The sequence below is a fragment of the Streptomyces sp. NPDC002044 genome (assembly GCF_040296725.1).
Classification (GTDB): Bacteria; Actinomycetota; Actinomycetes; order Streptomycetales; family Streptomycetaceae; genus Streptomyces; species Streptomyces antarcticus.
Genome location: NZ_JBEOXU010000029.1, coordinates 1 through 24,499 on the forward strand (window position 1 = coordinate 1; position 24,499 = coordinate 24,499).

At 75.1% G+C, this 24,499-nt stretch carries 23 protein-coding genes; 11 read left to right on the top strand and 12 right to left on the bottom strand.

Annotated features, from left to right (window positions below; genetic code table 11):
* A partial coding sequence (locus ABT106_RS10550; protein ID WP_351275090.1) for a DEAD/DEAH box helicase occupies nt 1-1,575 on the bottom strand: 1,575 nt, incomplete at its 3' end.
* A 2-nt stretch (nt 1,576-1,577) separates the two neighbouring features.
* Nucleotides 1,578-2,438, bottom strand: a complete 861-nt coding sequence (locus tag ABT106_RS10555; protein WP_351275092.1) for a class I SAM-dependent methyltransferase — start codon at nt 2,436-2,438, stop codon at nt 1,578-1,580.
* 351 nt (nt 2,439-2,789) lie between these two features.
* Here ABT106_RS10555 and rpsA point away from each other — a divergent pair, with 351 nt between their 5' ends.
* The 4 genes from rpsA to ABT106_RS10575 all read left to right on the top strand — a co-directional run bounded on the left by rpsA (nt 2,790) and on the right by ABT106_RS10575 (nt 6,671).
* Nucleotides 2,790-4,301, top strand: coding sequence for a 30S ribosomal protein S1 (gene rpsA / locus ABT106_RS10560; protein WP_351275094.1), 1,512 nt, complete (start codon nt 2,790-2,792; stop codon nt 4,299-4,301).
* Nucleotides 4,302-4,515: 214 nt separating this feature from the next.
* On the top strand, nt 4,516-5,454 hold the full coding sequence (locus ABT106_RS10565) for a PAC2 family protein (protein WP_267722278.1): 939 nt from the start codon (nt 4,516-4,518) through the stop codon (nt 5,452-5,454).
* 118 nt (nt 5,455-5,572) lie between these two features.
* Nucleotides 5,573-6,190: a dephospho-CoA kinase gene (coaE, locus tag ABT106_RS10570; protein ID WP_351275096.1), complete on the top strand. Its 618-nt coding sequence runs from the start codon at nt 5,573-5,575 to the stop codon at nt 6,188-6,190.
* Between the two features lie 148 nt (nt 6,191-6,338).
* Nucleotides 6,339-6,671, top strand: coding sequence for a tetratricopeptide repeat protein (locus ABT106_RS10575; protein WP_351275169.1), 333 nt, complete (start codon nt 6,339-6,341; stop codon nt 6,669-6,671).
* A gap of 61 nt (nt 6,672-6,732) precedes the next feature.
* On the opposite strand, the gene ABT106_RS10580 is transcribed toward ABT106_RS10575, so the two are convergent.
* Nucleotides 6,733-6,993 carry a DUF6343 family protein gene (locus ABT106_RS10580; protein WP_351275098.1) on the bottom strand — a complete coding sequence of 87 codons (261 nt, stop codon included), beginning with the start codon at nt 6,991-6,993 and terminating at the stop codon, nt 6,733-6,735.
* A gap of 106 nt (nt 6,994-7,099) precedes the next feature.
* Nucleotides 7,100-7,720, bottom strand: a complete 621-nt coding sequence (locus tag ABT106_RS10585; protein WP_351275100.1) for a hypothetical protein — start codon at nt 7,718-7,720, stop codon at nt 7,100-7,102.
* A 154-nt stretch (nt 7,721-7,874) separates the two neighbouring features.
* Here ABT106_RS10585 and ABT106_RS10590 point away from each other — a divergent pair, with 154 nt between their 5' ends.
* From ABT106_RS10590 to ABT106_RS10600, 3 genes are all read left to right on the top strand, one after another.
* Complete coding sequence (locus ABT106_RS10590; RefSeq protein ID WP_351275102.1) at nt 7,875-9,515, top strand: helix-turn-helix domain-containing protein; 1,641 nt, start codon at nt 7,875-7,877, stop codon at nt 9,513-9,515.
* Between the two features lie 329 nt (nt 9,516-9,844).
* Nucleotides 9,845-12,646 carry an SCO1167/SCO6262 family helicase gene (locus ABT106_RS10595; protein WP_351275171.1) on the top strand — a complete coding sequence of 934 codons (2,802 nt, stop codon included), beginning with the start codon at nt 9,845-9,847 and terminating at the stop codon, nt 12,644-12,646.
* A complete protein-coding gene (locus ABT106_RS10600) occupies nt 12,643-13,848 on the top strand; it encodes an SWIM zinc finger family protein (RefSeq protein WP_351275104.1) in 1,206 nt (401 codons plus the stop codon). Before ABT106_RS10595 ends, ABT106_RS10600 begins: the two co-directional genes overlap by 4 nt.
* On the opposite strand, the gene ABT106_RS10605 is transcribed toward ABT106_RS10600, so the two are convergent.
* Nucleotides 13,829-14,377: an HAD domain-containing protein gene (locus tag ABT106_RS10605; protein WP_351275106.1), complete on the bottom strand. Its 549-nt coding sequence runs from the start codon at nt 14,375-14,377 to the stop codon at nt 13,829-13,831. The genes ABT106_RS10600 and ABT106_RS10605 overlap by 20 nt on opposite strands.
* A gap of 150 nt (nt 14,378-14,527) precedes the next feature.
* Between ABT106_RS10605 and ABT106_RS10610 the strand changes: the two genes are divergently transcribed.
* Entirely contained in the window at nt 14,528-15,217 is a 690-nt protein-coding gene (locus ABT106_RS10610) for a chaplin (RefSeq protein WP_351275108.1), read from the top strand.
* Here ABT106_RS10610 and ABT106_RS10615 read toward each other — a convergent pair.
* The gene (locus tag ABT106_RS10615; protein ID WP_351275110.1) at nt 15,210-15,869 is read right to left on the bottom strand and encodes a DUF2293 domain-containing protein; all 660 of its coding nucleotides are present in this window, start codon (nt 15,867-15,869) and stop codon (nt 15,210-15,212) included. The two genes, ABT106_RS10610 and ABT106_RS10615, sit on opposite strands and share 8 nt — an antisense overlap.
* A 140-nt stretch (nt 15,870-16,009) precedes the next feature.
* Here ABT106_RS10615 and ABT106_RS10620 point away from each other — a divergent pair, with 140 nt between their 5' ends.
* Nucleotides 16,010-16,384, top strand: a complete 375-nt coding sequence (locus ABT106_RS10620; RefSeq protein ID WP_351275112.1) for a cupin domain-containing protein — start codon at nt 16,010-16,012, stop codon at nt 16,382-16,384.
* A gap of 81 nt (nt 16,385-16,465) precedes the next feature.
* On the opposite strand, the gene ABT106_RS10625 is transcribed toward ABT106_RS10620, so the two are convergent.
* Complete coding sequence (locus tag ABT106_RS10625) at nt 16,466-17,911, bottom strand: WGR domain-containing protein (RefSeq protein WP_351275114.1); 1,446 nt, start codon at nt 17,909-17,911, stop codon at nt 16,466-16,468.
* Between the two features lie 90 nt (nt 17,912-18,001).
* On the opposite strand from ABT106_RS10625, the gene ABT106_RS10630 reads away from it, so the two are divergent.
* A complete protein-coding gene (locus ABT106_RS10630; protein ID WP_351275116.1) occupies nt 18,002-18,673 on the top strand; it encodes a nucleoside/nucleotide kinase family protein in 672 nt (223 codons plus the stop codon).
* Between the two features lie 29 nt (nt 18,674-18,702).
* Here the strand turns inward: ABT106_RS10630 and ABT106_RS10635 are convergent, their stop codons facing one another.
* Nucleotides 18,703-19,644: a carbohydrate kinase family protein gene (locus ABT106_RS10635; RefSeq protein WP_351275118.1), complete on the bottom strand. Its 942-nt coding sequence runs from the start codon at nt 19,642-19,644 to the stop codon at nt 18,703-18,705.
* Nucleotides 19,641-20,573 (bottom strand): pseudouridine-5'-phosphate glycosidase, encoded by a 933-nt coding sequence (locus ABT106_RS10640; protein ID WP_351275120.1) that lies wholly within the window; start codon nt 20,571-20,573, stop codon nt 19,641-19,643. The genes ABT106_RS10635 and ABT106_RS10640 overlap by 4 nt, the downstream gene beginning before the upstream one ends.
* A gap of 178 nt (nt 20,574-20,751) precedes the next feature.
* Here ABT106_RS10640 and ABT106_RS10645 point away from each other — a divergent pair, with 178 nt between their 5' ends.
* A complete protein-coding gene (locus ABT106_RS10645; RefSeq protein WP_351275122.1) occupies nt 20,752-21,174 on the top strand; it encodes a cupin domain-containing protein in 423 nt (140 codons plus the stop codon).
* On the opposite strand, the gene ABT106_RS10650 is transcribed toward ABT106_RS10645, so the two are convergent.
* The 3 genes from ABT106_RS10650 to ABT106_RS10660 all read right to left on the bottom strand — a co-directional run bounded on the left by ABT106_RS10650 (nt 21,164) and on the right by ABT106_RS10660 (nt 24,399).
* On the bottom strand, nt 21,164-22,468 hold the full coding sequence (locus ABT106_RS10650) for an MFS transporter (protein ID WP_351275124.1): 1,305 nt from the start codon (nt 22,466-22,468) through the stop codon (nt 21,164-21,166). The genes ABT106_RS10645 and ABT106_RS10650 overlap by 11 nt on opposite strands.
* A gap of 315 nt (nt 22,469-22,783) precedes the next feature.
* Nucleotides 22,784-23,368 carry a methylated-DNA--[protein]-cysteine S-methyltransferase gene (locus tag ABT106_RS10655; RefSeq protein WP_351275126.1) on the bottom strand — a complete coding sequence of 195 codons (585 nt, stop codon included), beginning with the start codon at nt 23,366-23,368 and terminating at the stop codon, nt 22,784-22,786.
* A gap of 107 nt (nt 23,369-23,475) precedes the next feature.
* A complete protein-coding gene (locus ABT106_RS10660; RefSeq protein ID WP_351275128.1) occupies nt 23,476-24,399 on the bottom strand; it encodes a glycerophosphodiester phosphodiesterase in 924 nt (307 codons plus the stop codon).
* Nucleotides 24,400-24,499: the final 100 nt, after the last annotated feature.

A 24,499-nucleotide genomic window follows, 5' to 3' on the forward strand; every position in this document is an offset into this window, starting at 1 on the left:
GGTGGCCGGGGCGGTGACGGTGCCCGTGCCCTGGGAGGGGGCGGTGCTCTTGCCGGCTCCGCCCGAGGACCCCGCGGCGCGCTCCAGGCGTCCGGCCTCCGCCCGCCAGCGGCCCGCGTAGGCGTCGCCGCCCCGGCGGGCCGCCCGCCACGCGCCCGCCAGGTCGTCCCCGTACTCCCGCGGCGGTTCCTCGCTCAGCAGGGCCACCACCTCGGCCGCCCGCCGGGACCCGAGGGCCGGGGCGCCGTCGAGCAGGGCCCGGGCGAGCCGCGGGTGGAGCCCCAGCCGGGCCATCCGCGCGCCGCGCGGCGTCGGCCGCCCGGCGGGGTCCACCGCGCCCACCGCGAGCAGCACCTCGCGCGCCGCGGCCATCGCCCCGGCCGGGGGCGGGTCCAGCAGCGCCAGTCCCGCCGCGTCCGGGTCGCCCCAGCAGGCGGCCTGGAGGGCGAACTGCGCCAGGTCGGCGATGCGGATCTCGGGCGCCGGGTAAGAGGGGAGACGGGCGTCCTGCGCCTCGGTCCAGCAGCGGTACACCGCGCCCGGCGCCTCGCGCCCGGCCCGCCCCGCCCGCTGGCGCCCGGCCGCGCGGGACGCCCGTACGGTAGCCAGCGCCCCCAGTCCCCGCGCGTGGTCCACCCGGGGCTCGCGCGCCAGCCCCGAATCCACCACCACCCGTACCCCCGGCACGGTCAGGCTCGACTCCGCGACCGCCGTCGCGAGGATCACCCGGCGGTGCTCCGAAGCCGTCAGCGCCGCGTCCTGCACGGCCGCCGGAGCCCGGCCGTGCACCTGGAGCACCTCCGCGTCCACCCCGCCGAGCTGCCCGGCGACCCGGGCGATCTCCCCGACGCCGGGCAGGAAGCACAGCACGTCGCCGGAACGTTCCGCCAGCGCCCGCCGCACCACCGACGCCACGTGCGTCAGCTGCGCCGGGTCCACCCGCATCCCGTGCGGCGGCCGCACCGGCCGGGCGGGCGGCGCCCAGACCGTCTCCACCGGGTACGCGGTCCCCGCGGCCTCCACCACCGGCGCGCCGCCCAGCACCCGGGACCAGCCCGCGGCGTCGGTCGTCGCGGAGGCCGCCAGGAGGCGCAGCTCCGGCCGCAGGGTCTCCCGTACGTCCAGCAGGAAGGCGGCGACGGTGTCGGCGTCGAGGTGCCGCTCGTGGCACTCGTCCAGGACCACCACGTCCACGCCCGCCAGCTCCTGGTCCCGCTGGAGCCGCTGGAGCAGGACGCCCGTGGTGACCACCTCGACGACGGTCGACGGGCCCGCGACCCGCTCCCCGCGCACGGTGAAGCCCACCGAGGCGCCGACCCGCTCGCCCAGCAGCCAGGCCATCCGCCGCGCCGCCGCCCGGGCGGCGATCCGCCGGGGCTCGGCGACCACCACCCGGCGGCGCGGCCCGCCGCCGACCAGGCCGGCGAGGACCAGGGGCACCAGGGTGGTCTTGCCGGTGCCGGGCGGGGCGCACAGCACGGCGGCGCCGTGGCCGTCGAGCGCGGCGGTGAGCGCCGGCAGGGCCTCCCGTACGGGAAGGGCGTCGAGGTCGCGGGTGCGCGGGGTCGGGGACACGGTCAGTCGCGCTCGCAGACGAAGATCGCGGTGCCGGGGATCAGGTTGCCGCGCAGCGGGGACCAGCCGCCCCACTCCTGGCTGTTCCAGGCGGGCCACTCCGGCTCGACCAGGTCGACCAGGCGGAAGCCGCCGGCGACGACGTCGCGCACGCGGTCGCCGACCGTGCGGTGGTGCTCCACGTAGACGGCGCGGCCCTCTTCGTCCTGCTCGACGTACGGGGTCCGGTCGAAGTAGGACGCGGAGACGGACAGTCCCTCCGGACCCGGCTCGTCGGGGAAGGCCCAGCGCAGGGGATGGGTGACGGAGAAGACCCAGCGGCCGCCGGGCCGCAGGACGCGGCGGACCTCGCGCATCACGTTCACCGGGTCGGCGACGAAGGGGACGGCGCCGTACGCGGAGCAGGCCAGGTCGAAGGAGGCGTCCCGGAAGGGCAGCCGGCCGGCGTCGGCCTCGACGAGCCGGACCCCCGTCGCGTCGTGACCGCCGATGCGCAGCGCGTGCTGGAGCTGGCGGTGGGAGAGGTCGAGGGCGACCGGACGGGCGCCCCGGGCGGCCAGCCAGCGCGAGCACTGCGCGGCGCCGGCGCCGATCTCCAGGACGTCCTTGCCCTGGAGGGACCCGGCGGGACCGAGCAGGGCGGCCTCGGCCTCGTCGAGCCCCTCGGGGCCCCACACGAAGCGGTCGTCGCCGAGGAAGGCGCCGTGCTCGTTCTGGTAGTCGTCCGCGTTGCGGTCCCACCAGCCGCGGGCCGCCCGGCTGCTCTCCGCTTCCCCCGCGTCACGCCGCGTGGCATCGGCGTCGTCCCCGGGGCCCTGATCGGCTCCGCGGGCGTCTTCGTGGGCGTAGTCCTCTTGGTTCATGGGGCCCGTCGTCGTAGTCTGCGAATGTCTGCCGGATCCGGCAGGGAAGTCCCATCGGGGCGTCCCCGCCTACGAATTGTGCCGGTAATGCGGCGATCCGCCCGGGGTGTGCGCCTTCGCGCATTGACCCTGTCCGGCTGCCCCCGTATGCTACAAGTTGCGCTGCGAGCCTGTGCTCCTCAGACCTAGCAGGCTGCGCTTGTATTTGTTGAGGTCCCCTCGGTTTTCGAGGCCCCTCCGCATCTGCGGAACGGGGGTCTCCTTGGCTGTCCGGCTTCGACAGATGCCGATAAGGGCTCCCGGCGTAGCAGTACCTACGACTTTCTGTCCGTAACCGGAGCCCTTTCCCACATGACGAGCAGCACCGAGACCACCGCCACCACTCCGCAGGTTGCGGTCAACGACATCGGCGACGCGGACGCGTTCCTCGCGGCGATCGACGAGACGATCAAGTACTTCAACGATGGCGACATCGTCGATGGCGTCATCGTCAAGGTTGACCGGGACGAGGTTCTCCTCGACATCGGTTACAAGACCGAAGGTGTCATCCCGAGCCGCGAGCTGTCGATCAAGCACGACGTCGACCCGAACGACGTCGTCAAGGTCGGCGACGAGATCGAGGCCCTGGTTCTCCAGAAGGAGGACAAGGAAGGCCGCCTGATCCTCTCGAAGAAGCGCGCTCAGTACGAGCGTGCCTGGGGCACCATCGAGAAGATCAAGGAAGAAGACGGCATCGTCACCGGTACCGTCATCGAGGTCGTCAAGGGTGGTCTCATCCTCGACATCGGCCTCCGCGGCTTCCTGCCGGCCTCTCTCGTCGAGATGCGTCGCGTCCGCGACCTCCAGCCCTACGTGGGCAAGGAGCTCGAGGCGAAGATCATCGAGCTGGACAAGAACCGCAACAACGTGGTCCTGTCCCGCCGCGCCTGGCTCGAGCAGACCCAGTCCGAGGTTCGCCAGACGTTCCTCACCACCCTGCAGAAGGGTCAGGTCCGCTCCGGCGTCGTTTCCTCGATCGTCAACTTCGGTGCCTTCGTGGACCTGGGCGGCGTCGACGGTCTCGTGCACGTCTCCGAGCTGTCCTGGAAGCACATCGACCACCCGTCCGAGGTTGTCGAGGTCGGCCAGGAGGTCACCGTCGAGGTTCTCGACGTTGACATGGACCGCGAGCGTGTCTCCCTGTCGCTGAAGGCGACGCAGGAAGACCCGTGGCAGCAGTTCGCCCGGACGCACCAGATCGGTCAGGTCGTCCCGGGTAAGGTCACCAAGCTGGTTCCGTTCGGCGCGTTCGTCCGCGTGGACGAGGGCATCGAGGGTCTGGTCCACATCTCCGAGCTGGCCGAGCGCCACGTGGAGATCCCGGAGCAGGTCGTCCAGGTCAACGACGAGATCTTCGTCAAGGTCATCGACATCGACCTCGAGCGTCGCCGGATCTCGCTGTCGCTGAAGCAGGCCAACGAGTCCTTCGGTGCCGACCCGGCGTCGGTCGAGTTCGACCCGACCCTGTACGGCATGGCCGCGTCGTACGACGACCAGGGGAACTACATCTACCCCGAGGGCTTCGACCCCGAGACGAACGACTGGCTCGAGGGCTTCGACAAGCAGCGCGAGACCTGGGAGACCCAGTACGCCGAGGCGCAGCAGCGCTTCGAGCAGCACCAGGCTCAGGTCATCAAGAGCCGCGAGGCCGACGAGGCCGCCGCTGCCGAGGGCGCTGCCGCTCCGGCCGCGAGTGGCGGCAACGTCTCCGCGGGCATCTCGGGCGGTTCGTACTCCTCGGAGTCGGACGAGACCTCTGGCGCCCTGGCGTCGGACGAGGCCCTCGCCGCGCTCCGCGAGAAGCTGGCCGGCGGCCAGAGCTGATCGCAGCACGCTTCGCACCCCGGTGCGAGCATGCCGAGCAGAGCTGAACAGAGCTGAAAGGTAAGGCCCGTCCCCTCAGGGGGGCGGGCCTTACCGCTGTCCCGGCCGCGGCGGCCGGATGATCCGTTGCGTTCTCGTGAAGGGCGTCAACTGGGGAATGGCGGCGCGCGTTTGGACGTTCTTCCAGAGAACGAGGCGAGGAGGAGTGGTGACGGTGCTTGATCCACAAGGTCTGTACGAATGGGATGCCAAGGGACTGGCGGTGGCCGACCTGGCTCTCACCCAGGACTCGGCCGGGCTGGTCATGCTGTACCACTTCGAGGGGTACATCGACGCGGGCGAGGCGGGGGAGCAGATCGTCGAGCGGCTCCTCGACACGCTGCCCCACCAGGTCGTGGCCCGCTTCGACGCGGACCGGCTGGTGGACTACCGGGCCCGGCGTCCGCTGCTGACGTTCCAGCGCGACCACTGGACCGAGTTCGAGGAGCCCCAACTGGAGGTCCGGCTCGTCCAGGACGCCACGGGAGCGCCCTTCCTGCTGTTCTCCGGCCCCGAGCCGGACGTGGAATGGGAGCGCTTCGCGCTCGCCGTCCGGCAGATCGTCGAGCGTCTCGGCGTCCGCCTCTCGGTCAACTTCCACGGCATCCCCATGGGCGTCCCGCACACGCGCCCGGTGGGCATCACCCCGCACGGCAACCGGACCGACCTCATGCCGGGGCACCGCAGCCCCTTCGACGAGGCCCAGGTACCCGGGAGCGCCGAGTCCCTGGTCGAGTTCCGGCTCGGGCAGGCCGGGCACGACGTGCTGGGCGTCGCCGCGCACGTACCGCACTACGTGGCCCGTTCCGCGTACCCGGACGCCGCGCTGACGGTGCTGGAGGCGATCACCGCGGCCACCGGGCTGGTGCTGCCGGCGGTGGCGCACGCGCTGCGGACCGAGGCGCACCGTACGCAGACCGAGATCGACCGGCAGATCCGGGAGGGCGACGAGGAACTGGTCGCCCTGGTCCAGGGGCTGGAGCACCAGTTCGACGCGGCCGCCGGGGCCGAGACCCGGGGCAACATGATCGCCGAGCCCGCCGAGATCCCGTCGGCCGACGAGATCGGGCGGGAGTTCGAGAAGTTCCTGGCGGAACGCGAGGGCGAGAACTGACACCGGCGCCGATACCGGCACCGACACACCGGAACCGATACCGGCGGGGGAGCCGGCGGTGACGGCGCGGGTGCAGGGGGCTGTGGTGGCCACGGGGGCAGGGCCTAGGCTGCTGGCCATGCTGAAAGTAGGACTGACGGGCGGAATCGGCGCCGGCAAGAGCGAGGTCTCGCGGCTGCTGGCGGGGTACGGGGCGGTCGTCGTGGACGCCGACCGCATCGCACGGGAGGTGGTCGAGCCCGGAACACCCGGGCTCGACGCCGTCGTGGCGGCGTTCGGCGAGTCGGTGCTGACCGCGGACGGGACGCTCGACCGGCCGCGGCTCGGATCGGTCGTCTTCGCCGACCCGGAGAAGCTGCGGACGCTCAACGCGATCGTGCACCCGCTGGTCGGGGCCCGGTCCGCCGAGCTGGAGGCCGCCGCGGGGGCCGACGCGATCGTCGTGCACGACGTACCGCTGCTCACGGAGAACGGCCTGGCCCCGCTCTACGACCTGGTGGTCGTGGTGGACGCCTCCCCGCAGACGCAGCTCAGCCGGCTCGTCGCGCTGCGCGCGATGGCGCAGGAGGAGGCGCGGGCCCGGATGGCCGCGCAGGCCACGCGGGAACAGCGGCTGGCGGTCGCGACGCTCGTCATCGACAACGACGGGCCGCTGGAGGCCCTCGAACCGCAGGTGCGCAAGGTCTGGGAAGAGCTCACGGCGCGGGCGGCGGAGCGGTCCGCCTCCGGAGCCTGAGGCACTCGGGGAAGAGGCGCCTCGGGGCGGAAGCGTCGAACGCGCCCGCAGAGGGAAGGAACAGATCGTGTCCGACACCACGCCGCCGTCGTCGCCGTCGCCCTATTCGTCCTCGTCGTCCGGCGCGGCCAGCCCGGAGACGCACGTCATCGACTACCGGGCCGCCGAGCAGCTGCTCGCCGCACGTGATCCGCGCGGCGCGGTCAAGCTGCTCGACTCCGTCATAGCCGCCCACCCGGAGAACACCTCGGCCCGGCTGCTGCGCGCCCGGGCCTTCTTCGCGTCCGCTCAACTGCGCCCGGCGGAGCTTGAGTTCGAACTGGTCCTGGAGCGGGAACCGGACAACGCCTTCGCCCACTTCGCGCTGGCCCGTACGTACGAGCGCGCTGGCCGCCCCCAGCAGGCCCGCAAGCACTTCCGGCTCGCCGCGGCCCTCGACCCCCGGCCGGACTACCTCGCGGCGGCCCGCTTCGACGACTGAGCCGCGGTCCGGGCGGCCGCGGTGCCTGGTGCCCGCTGCCCGGTGTTCGTGGGGACGGGCCTCACGGGCCGGGCGGCGGTTCGTACGGCGGAACGTCCCGTCCGGGCTGGTAGTGCGGCCCCTGGCGGATGTGGCGGACCACCACGGCCAGGTCCACAGCCGCCAGCAGCGCGAGCGCCCCGCAGGCCGCCGCCCACCCGGGGCGGCCGGCCAGCGCGAACACGGCCGTCCCCGCGGCGGCCCAGATCAGCCCCCACAGGCTCAGCCAGAACCTCAGCCGCAGCGGACTGCGGGCGGTCACCGGCTCGTTTCCCGTACGCATCCTCATCGCCTCGGTTCCATGGTCCCACCGGGGCGGCCGCGGCGGGGGCTCCGGATCCCGATCCCGGGCCCCCGGCCCGGGGTCAGGGCCGGGGTCAGGGCCGGGATCAGGGGTTGAGCTTGTTCACGGCCTTGGTGGTGGTCTTCCTGAAGGCCGGGACCGGGGCGTCGGTCAGGTATCCCATCTGGCTCCACTTGACGACGGTCACGGTGGAGCCGTCCCGCCCGATGCCGAAGAGGGCCACGCCCGGCTCGGACTCGGGGATCGAGGTGTGCACGCCGTAGACGTGTGCGCCCTCCTCGACGGAGAGCTTCCCGTAGTCCTGCCAGGAGGCGGTGCCGCCCGGCGTGGTGCGCAGCCAGTCGGAGGCGCAGGCCGCGACCTTGCGCTTCAGGGCGGCGGCGAGCTTGACCGCCGCGGCGTCCGAGGCGGCCCGTACGGAGACCTGCACGGCGCCGGCGTCGACGTCGGTGCCGAACGAGCGGTGCCAGCTGCCGGCCGCCGGGAGAGCACCCTCCAGGCAGAACGGCGCGGTCTCGGGCAGCCCCTTGGTGACCTTGCCGGCGTACCAGGGCGAGCTGGGGTGCGGCGGCAGGTCGGTGCCGCTGATGAACCCGGGGGCGGTGACGGCCGCCGTGGCCGTGGACGAGGCGGTGAGGACGAGCGCGGCGGCCGCCGCGAAGAGCGCGGTGGCGAGGGTGGCGGAGGCGCCTGAGCGACGGAACATGGGTGGATCTCCCCGTTGGTGTCGGTGCGTTGCGGTACGGGGACAACCCTGCCCCGGTGCGGGGTGTCGGGCGACGGATCGCGGGGGATTCGGGACACTGGAACGGCCGTACGTGCTGTCACCTGGGGGAACACCCGCTGCATGGAACGGCGTCGTGGGACGGGGGAACGCCGTGGGCGTGGGTGGGGACAAGAACATGGGGGCGGGAACGGGCATGGGGACGGGTACGGGGACGGGTACGGCTTCCGGGGCGGGTTCCGGCACGGGTTCGGGCGAGTCGGAGCGGTTCGCGCGGCTGATGCGGGAGTTGAAGGAGCGCGCGGGTCTGAGCTACGGGGCGCTGGCGCGCAAGCTCCACACGAGCACCTCGACCCTGCACCGCTACTGCAACGGGGAGGCGGTGCCCACGGAGTTCGCCGTGGTGGACCGCTTCGCGAGGGTCTGCGGGGCTTCGCAGGGGGAGGCGGTGGACCTGCACCGGGCGTGGCTGCTGGCGGACGCGCGTCGCCGGGCGGGGGCTCTCGGGGCGGGAGCGCCGCCGGTGCCGGTGCCCGTGCCGGTGCCCGTGCCGGTTCCGATTCCGGTTCCGGTCGAGGGGGCTGAGGCGGCCCCGGAGGCCGGGGGAGCGGTGGCCGTCGTGCCGCCGCCTGCGGGCGGCGTCGCGCGGGAGTCTGCCCGGGGTGCGGATGCGGATGCGGATGCGGGCGTGGGTGTGGGTGCGGATGTGAATGCCGGTGCCGGTGTGGGGGGCGTTGCCGTCGCCGGTGGGGGCGGGGCCGGTGCGGAGGTCGGTCTCGCCGATGTGGTGGACCTCCTCCCCCCGGAGCCGGTGGTCCGGCTCCCCTGGTACCGGCGCCGGGCGGCCGCGGTCACCGCAGCCGGGGTGACCGCGGGCGTCGTCGCCGTCGCCGTGCTGGCCGCCGCCGGTCCGGAACGGCCCCTGCGGCCGGCCGGGACCACCGCCCAGGGGCCCTCGGCGTCCGCTGCCCCGGCTCCGGTTCCGGCGCCGCCCGGTGCCACGGCCACGGCGCCGGGTTCCGCCGTGCCCTCGCCGCCTCCCTCGGACCCGGCGGCGGTCCCGGGAGCGGACCCGGCCTCGGGAGCGCCGTCCGCGCCGGCGTCGGCGCCGGGGCAGCCGCCGGGTGCCTCGGCACCCCCGGCCACGGGTCCGGCGCAGGGCCCGGCGGTGCCGGTCAGGGCCGCGGTCCGGTCGCACGTCTGGGCTGCGGGATGCGACCACGCCTACCTGACCGAGCGCGGTCCCGCCGCGGTGCCCCCGCCGCCCGTCGAGGCGGACGCGCCCGCCTGGGCCTCCGCGCAGCGGGCCGTACACGCCGGGCAGCAGATCCTGGAGGTCACCGTGCACGGTGCGGGCGCGGGCGCGGTGGTCCTGGAGGGCCTGGACGTACGGGTCACAGCGCGCCGCACCCCGCCGGCCTGGAACCTCTACCAGATGTCGCCGGGCTGCGGCGGGGCGCTCACCCCCGCCGTCTACGCCGTCAACCTGGACGCGCCGCGCCCCGTGGCCCGGCCCGTCGACGGGGGCGACTCCGAGGGCAGGATCCCGGCACCCGCGTTCCCGATGCGCGTCTCGGCCGCCGAACCGGTGGTCCTGCGGGTCGAAGCCGCCACCACGGGCTGCGACTGCGACTGGTACCTCGACCTGCGCTACACCGGACCGTCCGGTTCCGGCCATCTGCGCATCGACGACAACGGCCGCCCGCTGCGCACCGCCGCCGCGACGGGGCGCCCGGCGTACGGGTACGCGTCGGACCAGGGCCGCTGGGCGCGCTGACCTCGCCGGGTGCCCGGCCCCGGCCGCGCCGCCTCCCCAGCCCCGGCCCCGGTCGTGGATCCGAGATACGTGCAGGTCAGCGGCGTTGTCAGTGACCGCGCCTAGACTCGGGCACACAGGAGACCCGTATCGGGACCTCGTGAGGATCCGGCTCGGATCCGCTCGGATCCGTAGCGACGGGGGAGGGAGGGGACGCGGTGAGGGCGACATCGGAGCCGCCGGAGGCGCAGCCGCGACAGCCGTGGCCGCGGTCACCACGGCAGCCGCGGCCGCACGAGCGGCCGACGCGCGCGTCGGAGCAGTCGCAGCCCGCTGGCGGCGCGCTCGCGCTGCTGCGCCATGCCGCCGTCTTCCTGCCCGCCGCCGTGCCCCGTGAGGGCCGTGTGGCCTTCTGGGCGCCCGACGGGGACGACCTGCCCGAGGCGGGCCGGCCGGCCCCGCTCACCGTCGTGCGCGCCTCCGGCACGGGGGTGCGCAGCCGGACCGTGCCCTCCGTGAGCCTCTCCGTCACCGCCGCCCTGCCCCTGCTGGTACGGGCGCCCCGCAGTCCCGCCGCGCATCCCGCCACCCGTGCCTGGGGCACCGCCGCCGTCCAGGCGCTGACGCTGGCGGCCCGCGGCCGCCTGCTCCCCGGCCTGACCCCCGAGGGGATCGACGCGTGGCGTGCCGGTCCGCTCGAAGCGGCCGATGTCGGCCACCTCCGGGCGGTCGCCGCCGCGCTGCCGCACGAGGGGTACGCGACTCCGCTGGCCGGCCGCCGCCCGCTCCAGCTGCCCGAGCCGGAGGCGCTGGTCCGCGCGTTCCTCGACGCGGTGGCCGACGGCCTGCCCCGTACGCCCGCCGCGGGCGCGGCCGCCGGGCGGCCGTTCGCCGCCCGGGAGCCGCAGCGGGTGCCCGGGATACAGGACTGGGCCGCCCAGGTCGCGGCCGGCTCCGACACGGGCGTCGGGATCTCGCTCCGGCTCGACCTGTCCTCCTTCCGCCTCTTCGACGAGGCCGAGGAAGAGGACACCCGGCGGGCGGGCGCCGCCGTGGTCCAGGTGCACAGCCTCGCCGATCCCACCCTGGTCACCGACGCCGCGACGCTGTGGGCGGGCGCCGCCGCGGCCGGGTTCGGCCCCCGGGCGCGGATCGACGCCGTGCTCGCCCTGCGCCGGGCCGCGCGGGTGTGGCCGCCGCTGCTGCGGCTGCTGGACCAGCCCGCCCCCGACGCGCTCGCCCTCTCGGACCCGGAGCTGGAGGACCTGCTGGGCGCCGCCGCGACCCGGCTGGCGGCCGCCGGCGTCCTGGTCCACTGGCCGCGCGAGCTGGCCCGTACCCTGTCGGCGACCGCCGTCGTCCGGTCCACGGCGCCCGGCTCCGCCACCGACGGCACGGCCTTCTTCGACGCCGAGCACCTCTTCGCCTTCTCCTGGGAGCTGGCGCTGGGCGGCGACCGGCTGACCCCGGGGGAGATGGACGCCCTCTCCCAGGCCCACCGGCCCGTGGTGCGGCTGCGGGACCAGTGGGTGCGGGTCGACCCGGAGCTGGTGCGCAAGGCCCGCAAACGGGAACTGGGCCTGCTGGACCCGGTGGACGCGCTGGCCGCCGCGCTCTCCGGCACGGCCGAGATCGCCGGAGAGCCGGTCGAGGTGGTTCCCGTGGGGGCGCTGGCCGCCCTGCGGGAGCGGCTGACGGCCGAGCTGGCCCCGCTCCCGCAGCCCGCCGCGCTCAAGGCCACCCTGCGGGACTACCAGGCGCGCGGCCTGGCCTGGCTGGACCTCATGACCTCCCTCGGTCTCGGCGGGTGCCTCGCCGACGACATGGGGCTCGGCAAGACCGTCACGCTGATCGCCCTGCACCTGCACCGGGACCGCCCCGAGCCGACGCTCGTGATCTGCCCCGCGTCCCTGCTGGGGAACTGGCAGCGGGAGATCGAGAGGTTCGCGCCGGGCACGCCCGTGCGCCGCTTCCACGGCGGCAGCCGCAGCCTCGACGGCCCGGAGTCGGGCGCCGGCGGGTTCGTCCTCACCACGTACGGGACGATGCGGGCCAGCGCCCCTCTCCTCGCCGGGCAGCGCTGGGGCATGGTCGTCGCGGATGAGGCCCAGCACGTCAAGAACCCCCACTCGGCGACCGCCAAGGCGCTGCGGACGATCCCGGCGCCCGCCCGGGTGGCGCTCACCGGCACCCCGGTGGAGAACAACCTCTCCGAACTGTGGGCCCTGCTCGACTGGACCACACCCGGGCTGCTGGGCCCGCTCACCACCTTCCGGGCCCGCCACGCCCGCCCCGTCGAGCACCAGCAGGAGGAGGACGGCGGGAACGAGGCGGCGGTGGCCCGGCTCGCCGCGCTCGTGCGGCCGTTCCTGCTGCGCCGCAAGAAGTCCGACCCCGGCATCGCGCCCGAGCTGCCGCCGAAGACGGAGACCGACCACCCGGTCTCGCTCACCCGTGAGCAGGCGTCGCTCTACCAGGCGGCGGTGGACGAGGCGATGGCCGTCATCGGATCCAGCGAGGGCATCGAGCGACGCGGCATGATCATGAAGCTGCTGGCCTCCCTCAAGCAGATCTGCAACCACCCCGCGCAGTACCTGAAGGAGGACCGGCCCCGGATCCCGCACCGCTCGGGCAAGCTCGCCCTGCTCGACGAGCTGCTGGACACGATCCTCGCCGAGGGCGGCTCGGTGCTGGTCTTCACCCAGTACGTGACCATGGCCCGCCTCATCGAGCGGCACCTGTCGGACCGCGGGATCTCCCACCAGCTGCTGCACGGGGGGACGCCGGTGCCACGCCGCGAGGAGCTGGTCGACCGCTTCCAGGACGGCGAGGTCCCGGTGTTCCTGCTGTCCCTGAAGGCGGCGGGCACCGGCCTGAACCTCACCCGCGCCGGACACGTCATCCACTACGACCGCTGGTGGAACCCGGCCGTCGAGGAACAGGCCACCGACCGCGCCTACCGGATCGGCCAGACCCAGCCCGTACAGGTCCACCGGATCATCGCCGAGGGCACCGTCGAGGACCGGATCGCCGAGATGCTGGAGGCGAAGCGGGCCCTGGCCGACGCGGTCCTCGGCTCCGGCGAGGCGGCGCTGACCGAGCTGACCGACCGCGAGCTGGCCGACCTCGTCTCCCTGCGCAGGCCCGCGTGATCACCGCGCGGGACGACCGCCGCCGCACCTTCGAGACCCTGCCCGCGGGGACGGAGGCCGCCAGCTGGTGGGGCCGGGCCTGGGTGACCTCGCTGGAGGAGACCTCCCACGACGCGGCCCGCCTGGGCCGGGGCCGTACGTACGCCGCCGAGGGTCACGTCGACGCGGTCACCGTCACCCCCGGCCGGATCGTCGCGTACGTACGGGGGAGCCGGGCCCGCCCGTACCGCACCGAACTGGCCCTGCCCGCCTTCGCGGACGCGCAGTGGAGCGAGCTCCTGGAGGCGGTCGCCGCCGACCCCGCCGCGCTCGCGGCCCTGCTGGAACGGGAGGTACCGCAGAGCCTCGCCGGGACGGTCCTGCCCGGTGCGGGCGAGCTTTCCCCGCGCTGCTCCTGCCCGGACGTCGCGCGCCCGCCGTGCAAGCACGCGGCGGCCCTCTGCTACCGCGCGGCCCGGCTCCTCGACGAGGACCCCTTCGTCCTGCTGCTCCTGCGCGGCCGCGGCGAACGGGAGCTCCTGGACGAGCTGACCCGCCGCAACGCCGCCCACGCCGCCCGTGAACAGCCCGACACCGCACCGGACTTCCCCGGCGTGCCGGCCCGGGACGCGCTGGCCCGCGGCGCCCTGCCGCCGCTGCCGGCGCCCTCGGCCGTGCCCGCCGTGACGGGAATCCCGCCCGCCTACCCCGCCGATCCGGCGGCCCCCGATCCGCTGGCCCTGGACCAGCTCGCCTCCGACGCGGCCGCCCGCGCCCTGGCCCTCCTCACCACCGGCGAGGATCCCCTCGCCGGCCTCGGGCTGTGGGAGGACGCCGTCCGGCTGGCCTCCGCGCACCCCACCGCCGGGCTGACCGGGGCGGCCCGCACCCTCTACCGCGACCTGGCCCGCGCCACCGGCCGCACCACCACCGACCTCGCCCGGGCGGCGGCGGCCTGGCGACAGGGCGGCCGGGCCGCGCTCGCCGCCCTGGAGGAGCCCTGGGATCCCCCGGCCGGTCCCTTCGACCGGGCCCGGCCGGCGCTCCTCGCCGCGGCCCGGGGCTCCTTCCGACCCGACCGCAACCGCCTCACGTCCGGCACGCGCCAGCTCCGCCTGGGCCGCGACGGCGTCTGGTACGCCTACGAGTCCCGCCCGGACACCGAGGACTGGTGGCCCACGGGCCGCCCCTCCCCGGACCCGGTCACCGCCCTGCTGGGCTGAGGTCCGCCGCCCAGCGGGTCAGGGCGCGGAAGTCGCGGTCGCGCAGGCCGTGGCGCGGGTGGACGCGCAAGAGGAGGGCCGGGGCCGGGTGGTGGGCGCCGACCCAGGCGCGGTCGAGGGGGGTGATCATGTCGTCGACCCAGGCGAAGGGCCGGCCGGCCGCCCAGTCGACGAGGGCGCGGGTCTTCCAGGAGAGACCGTCGGGGTCGGGAGCGAACAGTTCCGGCCACTCGATCACGGGAAGGTCGCCGGGAAGCCCGATGTGCGGCGCGATCATCGTGTTGGCCTGGTGCATCCAGGTGGTGGCCCAGGCGAGTTCGTAGGGCAGGGCCGTCAGCCGCGCGCCGTGGGCGGGGTGAAGACGCACCTTGAGACCCCGGCGGGCACTGCGGGAGTCCGGGGCCCGGCGGGACATCCAGATGGTCGGGCGCATCCGGTGGCCCGCGTAGCCGCGCAGACCCGCGAGACGCGACCGGAAAGGGTTGAGGGGGCCGTCGACGTCGAGGAGGAGCAGCGGGCGATCAGTCATGAAGTAGGCACTACCCAGTACACGATGGGGTGAAATGCCTACCGGCTCTATAACCCGAATGGGTTCAGGGCGTTGTTCCGGTACGGGTGCAACGCCCGTGAACTCCTCCGGAAGACAGGGAAACTGATGCGTCACAGTCGACGAAATGGCTTGATCGCTGCGGTTGTCGCGGGAGGTGGGCTGGCGGTCGCGGGTGTGGGTGGCCTGGCCCACGCCGATGCCGACGCGGCGGGCAGGGCCGAGCGCTCCCCGGGGCTGCTCTCCGGGAACCTCGTGCAACTTCCCGTGAACGCACCGGTGAACCTGTGCGGCAATACCGTCAACGTGGTCGGCGTGCTCAACCCGGCCGCCGGGAACCGATGTGCCAACGAGGCGCCGGGAAGCGGACGGGACCATCCGGGGCCGCGGCCGGGGCAGTCCTCGAACTCCGGCCCGGGTACCGGGGGTCACGGTGGCGGGGCGGTCGCCGACGGGCTCGGAAAGGATTCCCCGGGGGTGCTGTCCGGCAACGGGCTCCAGCTGCCGGTCGAGTTGCCGCTCAACGTCAGCGGCAACTCCGTCAACGTCGTCGGCATCGGGAACACCTCGAACGGCAACACCTCCGTCAACGGCGAAACCCCCAGCGGCCCCAAGCCCGTGCAGCCGCCCGCCGTGAAGCCGCCCGTGACGCCGCCGGCGCCGCAGACCCAGACCCGGACCCTGCCGCCCCGGCCCGCTGAGCCGCGGCCCGGCGAGGCGCTCGCGCACACCGGGGCCGACGGCGTCGGCTACCTGCTGCCCGGCGGGGGCGCGCTGCTGCTGGGCGGGATGCTCCTCTACCGCCGCTTCCGCCTCAACTGACCTCGGCCGTACGCCAGCCGTCGAGGACGGCGTCGATCCGCGCGGCCAGCCGGGCGCGGGCCGCGAACCGGGGGACCCCCGCCATCAGCAGGGCGTCGTACTCGGTGTCGACGTGCCGCACCGCCGCGCGGACCGCGGCCGAGACGGCCGGCTCGTCGAGCGCCCGGCCCGCCGCGCTGCGTCCCACCCGGCCGCTGCCCCGGACCGAGGCGTGGGTGGCGATGGCGAGCGTCCGGTCGGCCGGGCAGCCGGGGAAGAGCCGCCGTATCTCAGCGGCGAAGGCGGCCGTGAACCGGACGTCCTCGGCGGCGCGGCGCAGCCGGTCGCGCTCCCGGCGGCGGGCCCGCGCCTCGGCGTCCGCGAGGCAGGCGCGTTCCGCACGGGCCAGGGCCGCGTCCTCCACGAGCAGGCCCCGGCGCTCGTAGCGCCGCCGGCGCCTGTCGAAGCGGACGACGACGGCGGAGAGCGAACTCGCCTCCCGGGAGCGGCGGGTGAGCGCCGCGTCCCCCCGCGGGAGGAAGACCAGGTGCCCCAGGTCGGCGCAGTCCAGGCAGCGCGGCACGCCGCACTCGCGGACGAGGTGCCGGAGCGGGCCCTGCCGGCACTCGGCGCAGTTGATCGGCTTCAGGGACTCGAACACCACCGGGCTCATACAGGAGTGATACCGCCGTGCGGGCCCTGTATCACCCGGTGCGGCAGGGAGGTTGATGTTTCATCGATTCCTTGGGGATGTGGTCAGGTCTTCCTACGGTGGAGGCGAGTGGGCCGGGGCCGGCCCACCGGGGAGGACACATGGGCGGGCGGCAGACGAGGGTACGGTCCGCGGGGGCGCGCGTCGCCCCGGAGCCGGCCGGGCGGGAGGTGGTCATCGCCCCGGGCGGCTGCACGGGCTGGCACTACCACCGGGTCCCGTTGAACGCCGTCGTACGGGCGGGGACGCTGACCCGGGTCCTGCACGACCGCTCGGTCGTGGTGCACCGGGCCGGAACCGCCTTCGTGGAACCGGCGGGAGCCGACCACGTCCACCTCGGCCACAACCTGGGCAGCGAGCCGGTCGTGCTCTACGTGACCCCCGGGCTCCGTACGGCTGCGGGAGCCCCCTTCGCCATAGCCACGCCCGCCCCGCGTGGTGCCACGCGGGCGGTGTGCCGCGACCACGCGCCGTGAGCGGGCGCGACGAACCGGCGCCGTGAGCGGGCGCGGCCGGTACGCGCCGTGGTCCGGCCGCCGCGTGGCGCTGCCCGGGTCTCACACCAGGCGGCGAATCTCCCCGCGCACCCGGTAGAAGCCCCCCGAGGACGGGTGCAGCCCGTCCACCACGTACCGGGCGCCCGCCTCCCGTATCCCGCGCGGGAACTGCACGTTCCACGAGGGCTCGAAGCCGCCCGACACCACCTGCACCCGCATCCGGCCGCCCTGCTGGACGCACTCCACCACCACACCGCCCGCCGGGGCCGCGGCCACCGAGACCGTCGCCACCGCCGCGGCCGACGCGGCCGGGGTGTACACCGGGAGCGCCGCCGCCGACTTCACGTCCATCGCCGCCGGAACGGATCCCTGCTGGGCGGCCTCGATCGCCTGCTCGCTCGCGTCCACGCAGACCAGCGAACCGTCCGTGGTGACCAGGTACAGCCGGCCGTCCAGGTACTGCATGGACAGCGCGGACCCGCACCCGGTGCCCAGCTTCCACAGCCGTCGCCCGTCCGCGTCGAAGCAGTACACCGACGAGGAGTAGTCGCCGGCGAAGACGTGCCTGCCGTCCGGTGAGGTCGCGCACGAGTACACGGCCGCGTCGCACAGGTATGTGGCCTCCACCGCGCCGGTGGCCTTCGACAGCCGCTTCACCGCGTGCCGCCCGGTGCCCGCGTACACCGCGTGCTCCTCCTGCCAGCCGAACAGCACGGAGCCGCCCGTGTCGGTGTGCCACAACTCCCGCCCGCCGTCGGCGGCGTAGGCCGTGACGCCCTTGCTGTGCCCGTGGTAGACGCCCCGCTCGTCGGCCCTGACCATCCAGGCGTTGGAGCCGCCCGAGCGCCGCGACCACTGGAACTCGTCCTCGTGGTCGATGACCGTCAGACCGCCGTTGCGGTCCGACACGTTCAGCACGCCCTCGCGGATGTCGAGCCAGAAGATGTCCACGTCCGCCGCGATGTCGTACGCCCCGAACGGCACCTTCGAGGACAGGTCGTACACCGTGCCGTCGTCACAGCCCGCGTAGATCCAGAACTCGTCCGCCACCAGGCACTTCACCCCGTCCGGCAGCGAGTACCGGGCCAGCACCTCACCGCTGTGGCTCAGCGTGTAGACGTCCCCCGCCTGGTTGCCCACCCAGCATCGGTCCTCGTCCACGTGGATGCCGAACGCCGAGGAGCCGGTGCGAAAGCGCCACAGGACCGGGGCCGTCGACCGCGCCGTGGACGGCGCCGAGGTGACCTGGCGGCGGGTCACCGACCGGGCGGTGCGCTGCCCGCGCACGGCCGTGGCGTACCCCTTGCGGACCTTCTCCCCGACCTTCTTCGCGGCGGCCGCCCGGGCCTTCTCGGCGCTGGGGAACGAGGAGCTCTGCACCTGGCCGTCCGCACCGATGCGTCCGTACCGCACGGTGACGTCCACGCCGTCCACCGTCACCTCGTAGAACTTGTGCGCGGCGCCGTCCTCCTGCGACAGCTCCAGGTACGTCGTCTCCCGAGCCATGACAGACCCCTCCCCACGGTCGGGCCGCCGGCTCCTGTGCGCCGGTGATCCCTCGGGAAAAAGCTAAGGGCCGCCACTGACAATGGGCCGGTGCAGCTGGAACCGATCACATGGCAGCGGATGGCCGAGCGTCTCGCCGGTCACCTCGACGACCTCGCGGCCGCCCCGGAAGGCGGCGGCCGGCAGCGGGCGGGCATCGACGGGGCGCCCGCCGCCGGGACCGGCGTGCTCGCGGAGGCGCTCGCGGACTCCCTGCGCCTGCGCGGCCGTTCGGTGCTGGTGGTCCCGGTCGCGGGATTCCTGCGACCGGCCTCCCTGCGCTACGAGTTCGGCCGCGAGGACGTGGACTCCTACCTCGGCGGCTGGTACGACACGGCCGCGCTCTGGCGCGAGGTGTTCGGGCCGACGGACCCCGGCGGCACCGGCCGGGTGCTGCCCGACCTCTGGGACCCCGTCACCGACCGGGCCACCCGCAGCCCGTACGCGCACCTCCCGCCCGACGCGGTGGTGATCGTGCACGGGCCGCTGCTGCTCGGCCACTGGTTCCCCTTCGACCTGAGCGTCCACATCCGCCTCACCCCGGGGGCGCTGGCCCGCCGCACCGAGGAACCGGACCGCTGGACCCTGCCCGCCTTCGCCCGCTACGAGGCCGACACCGACCCGGCTTCGGCCGCCGACGCCGTGGTGCGCGCCGACGACCCCCGCCACCCCGCCTGGACCGGCATCCGCGGCGCCGGTACCACCGCCGGTGCCGACGCGTGACCGGCACGGCCCGGCCCGCACGAGACGCCCTACCCCGGCCGGCCCCCCAGCCGGGTGACCGCCGACGACGCCGCCCGGCAGCCCGCGCGGGCTGCCTCCGCCGGGGCGGCGCCCCCGAGCCGGGCCGCGAGGAAACCGCCCGTGAACGCGTCACCCGCGCCCGTGGAGTCCACCGCCTCGGCCGGCGCCGCCTCGACCTCCGCGGTGATCCGCCCCCGCTCGGCCACCAGGGCACCGGCCGCGCCCCGGGTCACCACGACCAGCGGCACCCGCAGGCTCAGCTGAGCCGCCGCACGGCCCACCCCGGCCGGTTCCGGCAGCCCGGCCAGCAGCCGCGCCTCGTCCTCGTTGGGCAGCAGTACGGCGGCCCCCGCCACGGCGTCGAGGAAGCGCCCCGGGCCCAGCGCCGCCAGGAACCCCGCCGAGGCCGGGTCCACGCTCACCGGCACCCCCCGCGCCACGGCCGCCCGCAGCGCCACCAGGGCCAGTTCCCGGCTGCTCCCGGCGAAGAACAGGTAGCCCGACAGATGCAGGTGGGCCACCCCGTCCAGCAGGTCCGGCGCCCAGTCGGCGGGGGAGAGCCGCAGCGAGGCGCCGCTGTCGGTCAGGAACGTCCGCTCGGCGTCCTTGCCGACCAGCGCGACCACCGTCCCGGTCGGCTCGGCCGGATCGACCACCAGCCGCGGCCGCACCCCGGCGTCCCGCAGCGCCCGCTCGTGCCACGGTGCCGACTCGGCGCCGACCCGCGCGAGGAGGCGTACCTCCGCGGTACCCGTACGGGCCGCCCAGCAGGCCGCGTTGGCCCCCGCGCCGCCCGGGAGGGTGCGGATGCGGGCGGCCGTGTCCGTGCCCGGGGCCAGCGGCTCCGGATGGACCGCCACCACGTCGGTCACCACGTCCCCGACGACCAGCAGCGCCCCCGGTCCCACCCTCGCCGTGCGCGTGCCGTCCCGCGCCGGCCGTCCCGTCATGCCCGCGCCGCCCAGGCCCCCGCGATCCGGGCCCCGAGCCGCACGTTGCCGCGTACCGCCGCCAGGTTCGCCTCCAGGGAGGCCCCGCCCGTCGCCTTCACCAGGAAGCCGAGCAGGTACGGCGTCACCGCCTGCCCCGTGATCCCCCGCTCACGGCACTCGGCGAGCGCCTCCGCCAGCACGCGTTGGTGCAGCTCCGGGTCGAGCTGCTCCGCCCGCGCCACCGGATGGGCCACCAGCAGCGCGGACTGCGGTCCGCCGAGCGCGTCCTGAGCCGCCATCACCGCGGCGACCTCCTCCGGCCGGTGGACGGTCCAGTCCACCGGCTCGCCGGAGTCGGCCAGGTAGAACCCCGGGAAGCGGTCCGTCCCGTAGCCGAGCACCGACACCCCCAGGGTCTCCAGCCGCTGGAGCGTGCCCGGAACGTCCAGGATCGACTTCACCCCCGCGCAGACCACCGTGATCCGCGTCCGGGCCAGCAGCGCGAGGTCCGCCGACTCGTCCTGGGTCCGCGCCCACTCCCGGTGTACGCCGCCCAGCCCGCCGGTGGCGAAGACCCGCAGCCCCGCCCGCGCGGCCAGGAACGCCGTCGCGGACACCGTCGTCGCCCCGGTCGCGCCCGTGGCGAGCGCGGGCGCCAGATCACGGTGGCCGAGCTTGCGCACCCCCTCACCCCCCGCGATCCGCTCCAGCTGCGCCTTGTCCAGGCCCGCGTACGCCACCCCGTCCACGACCGCGACCGTCGCCGGAACGGCGCCCTCCGCGCGGACCAGCGCCTCCAGTTCGACGCCCACCGCCAGGTTGCGGGGACGGGGCAGACCGTGCGCGATGATCGTCGACTCCAGTGCCACGACGGGCCGCCCCCGGTCGAGGGCCTCGCGTACCTCTGCCGACAGGACCGGGACCTCAGATGCTGTGTGCTGTGACATGTCCCCATCCATGGCACGGGACCCACGCCGCCAAACGCCCTCCCGCCCCTCCCGCCCCAAGCTGTCCGAGTAGCGCCCCCGCAGCGGCCGGGCTGGACAGGGTGACTCGTCAGCCGGGCCGTTCCTGGACGCTGTGGCCACCGCGCGGCGCGGGCCGGCCGGATTAGGCTGGCGCGCCATGAGCACCAGTGACCACCACGCCTCCGCGCCCGCCGCCGACCCCGCTTCCTCCGGCCCTTCCGCGCCCGGGCCCGCCTCCTTCGCCGTCAGCCTTCCGGACGTTCCCGACGCGGAGCTGGAGACCGAGGAGCTCGACCCCGGCCAGATCGTCTCGGGCGAGCCGGTGGTGACCGGCAAGGTGCTGTGGGAGTCACCGGACGGCAAGCAGGTGCGCGGGATCTGGCAGATCACCCCGGGGGTGGTCACCGACACCGAGGCCGACGAGCTGTTCGTGGTGGTCAGCGGCCGCGCCACCATCGAGGTCGAGGGCGGCGGGACCCTGGAGGTCGGGCCGGGCTCCGCGTGCGTGCTCCGGGAGGGCGACCGGACGACCTGGACCGTGCACGAGACGCTGCGCAAGGCCTACCACATCAGCTACTGACGTCCTTCGGGGCCGGCTCCGGCGCGGGGTGGCGGCGCGCGGTGAACAGGGCGAGCGCCGCCATCGGCAGCAGCAGCGCGGCACCGATGGCGTTCAGCCAGCCGTAGCCCGCCTGCGCCATGACCAGCCCGGCGGCCGCGCCGCCCAGGCCCGCGGCGGCGTTCATCGTGAGGTCGCCCAGGCCCTGCGCGGCGGCCCGCGCGGGCTGCGGCACCGAGTCCGTCAGCAGCGCGGACCCGGCCACCATCCCCGCGGACCAGCCGAGGCCGAGCAGGAACAGGCCGAGGGCGCTCTGGCCGTGGTGCGGCCCGGCCGTTCCGGCGAGCAGCGCGGCGACGGACAGCAGTCCCGCCGCCAGCCCGATCACCGCCAGCCGGCCGAGGCGGTCCGCGAGCCACCCCATGACGGGGGAGAAAGCGAACATGCCCGCGATGTGACCGCTGATCACCAGCCCGACGAGCTCCAGCCCGGCGCCGTGGTGCCCCAGGTCCATCGGGGTCATGATCATGATCGAGACCATGGTGGTGTGGGACACCGTTACGGTGAGAAGGGCGAGCCGCGCCCGCGGCGAGGCCCTGACGGCGGCGAACCCGGCGCGCAGCGAGCGGCCCTCCCGGCTCTGTTCCGCGGGCCCGGCCAGTGCCCGGGCCGTCAGCAGCGGGTCCGGCCGCAGGAGTACGCCGATCAGCGTGCCGGTCAGCAGGAAGACGACGGCGGCCCACACGAAGGGCCCCGCCGTCTCGGGTATGGAGGTGCCGGCGAAGCTGCGGCTGGCCGGGGCGGACAGGTTCGGCCCGAGCACCGCGCCGACGGTGGACGCCCACACGACGACCGAGATCGCCCGGGCCCGGCGGTCCGGGGCGGCGAGGTCGGCGGCGGCGAACCGGGCCTGGAGGTTGGCCGAGGAGGCGGCGCCGAAGGCGGCCATGCCGAGCAGCAGCAGGGGGAAGTTCCGGACGGTGGCGGCGAGGACGACGAGGGCCGCGCCCGCCGCGCCGATCGCGTACGCGAGGACCAGGCCGGGCCGGCGGCCGCGCGCGGTCATCAGCGCGGCGAGGGGGAGCGAGAGGAGGGCGGTGCCCACCACCGAGGCGGTGGAGGCGAGCCCGGACAGGGCCTCGGTCCCGCTGACCTCGGTGGCGAGGACGGGCGCCAGGGCGATGCTGATCGGCACGCCGAGCCCGCCGAGCACCTGGCCGGCGATCAGCACCCCGGTGGTGCGGCGCCGCAGCCGGTCCAGGTCCGCCGGGGCGACGGGCGCAGCGGTCCGGTCGGTACGGGGCGAGGAGGTCACGCGGCGCACCCCGGACAGGGCTGCGGGACGGGCTCGGGTGCGGCGGCGGGAGCGGCGGAGGCAGAGGTCACCGCGGCAGTCTCGCACCCCGCTCCCCGGCGCGGAACAGGGACGGCGGCGGGCCCGGAACACCCCGGCACCGCCCCGGATCCGCGGCCGGGACTCCGCCCCGGATCCGCCGCCGGGACTCCGTCCCGGATCCGCTGCACGTCCCGCTGCCCCGTGCCCGCTGCCCGGGCTCCGTTCCTCTCCGGGGCCTGGTCCCCACTCCCGGCCCGCTCCCCGCCCCCGGTCCGGGGTCCGGGCCCCGGACCGTCAGAACAGGGGCTGCGGCAGGACGCCCTCCAGGGCGAGCAGCAGGCGCTTGGTCTCCACCCCGCCGCCGAAGCCCCCGATGCCCCCGTCGTTCTCCACGACCCGGTGACAGGCCACCACCAGCGGCAGTGGATTCGAGCCCATGGCGTTGCCCACGGCCTGGGCGGCGCCGGGCTGGCCGACCCGGGCGGCCAGTTCCCCGTACCCGACGACCGCCCCGTACGGCACGGAACGGTCCAGTTCCTGGAGCACCTGCCGGTTGAAGCCGGAGCTGAGCCGCCAGTCCAGCGGCAGATCGAACCGCCGCAGGGCGCCGGAGAAGTACGCCCGGAGCTGGCGGACGGGCTCCGCCAGCAGCACTTCCGCGCCCGGCGCCGGACGCCGCGCGTCGGCGCCGAGCCGGGAGACGAGCGGGCCGATCATCGCGTCGACCCGGTCCGGCCCGGCGTGGAACTCGACCCGGACCAGTCCCTCCGGGGTCGCGGCCAGGAGCAGGGGGCCGATGTCGCTGGAGACGACGGTCCATTCGAGGCGCGGCCCGCGGGGCCGCTCGGTGCTGTCGGTACCGCCCACGGTGGTGTCCACTCGTTCACCGTACGTCGCGCCACCGACAACCCCGGCGACGGCCTCGGGACCCGCCCCCACCCCCGCCCTGCCCCCGCCCCCACCCCCGCCCCGGCACGGTCGGAAGGTCAGAAGAAGTCGACCGCTTCCCGGACCACGTCCGGCGCGTTGGTGATGATCCCGTCCACCCCCATGTCCCGGACCTTGCGGGCCGTCGCCGCGTCGTCCACGATCCAGGTGTCCACCTCCATCGTCCGGCCGTGGGCGCCCAGCAGGCCGTGCACCGCGGCGACCCAGTCCGCCGAGATCGTGGTGTGCCACGGGTTGATCCGGTCGGTGAACTTCGCGTACAGCGGCAGGTCCGTCACCGAGGGCGTGCCGAGGAAGGCCGTCACGAGGTCCGGCCGCAGCTCGTGCACCGTGCGGACGCTGTCGGCGCTGAAGCTCTGCACCACCAGGCGCGTCGAGACGTGGCCCGGGTCGAGCCAGCCGGCCGCACCCAGCACCTTCAGGGTCTCCGCCTCGATCCCGGGGTAGAGCTCCGGCTTCTTGATCTCCAGCAGGAGCCGCTGCTGATTGCGCTGCACCCGGTCGAGGTACTGCCGCAGGGTGGGAACCCGGGCGCCCGCGAACTCGTCGCCGAACCAGCTGCCCGCGTCCAGCCGGGAGATCTCCGCCGCCGTGAAGTCCCTGACCCGCCACGGCTTGCGGTCGGGGAACACCTCCTCGACGTCGGTGGTCCGGGCCAGGGTGTCGTCGTGGATCACCACCAGCTCGCCGTCGCCGGTGCGCTGCACGTCGTTCTCGACCCAGTCGAAGCCCAGGTGCATGGCCAGGTCGACGGCGTCGAGGGTGTTCTCCGGCGCGTACGCCGAGGCCCCCCGGTGGGCGTACACCACGGGGGTCGCGAACACGTCGGCGGCGGCTCGGGGAGCCGCCGGGCGGGACGGGAGGGACGGGGAGGCTGCGGTGGAGGATGTCCCGCCGAGCACGGTGAGGGTGAAGCCCAGGAAGGCGGCGGCTGCCGCGGCGGCGGGTCGGACGACGTACATGTGCGTTCTCCTCGGGTCGTGAACCCTGCTCCTGGCACGAACGGGCGCGGAGCGGAAGACGTGGCGGCGGTGCACTTCACGGAGATCTCTTTCACGGCGA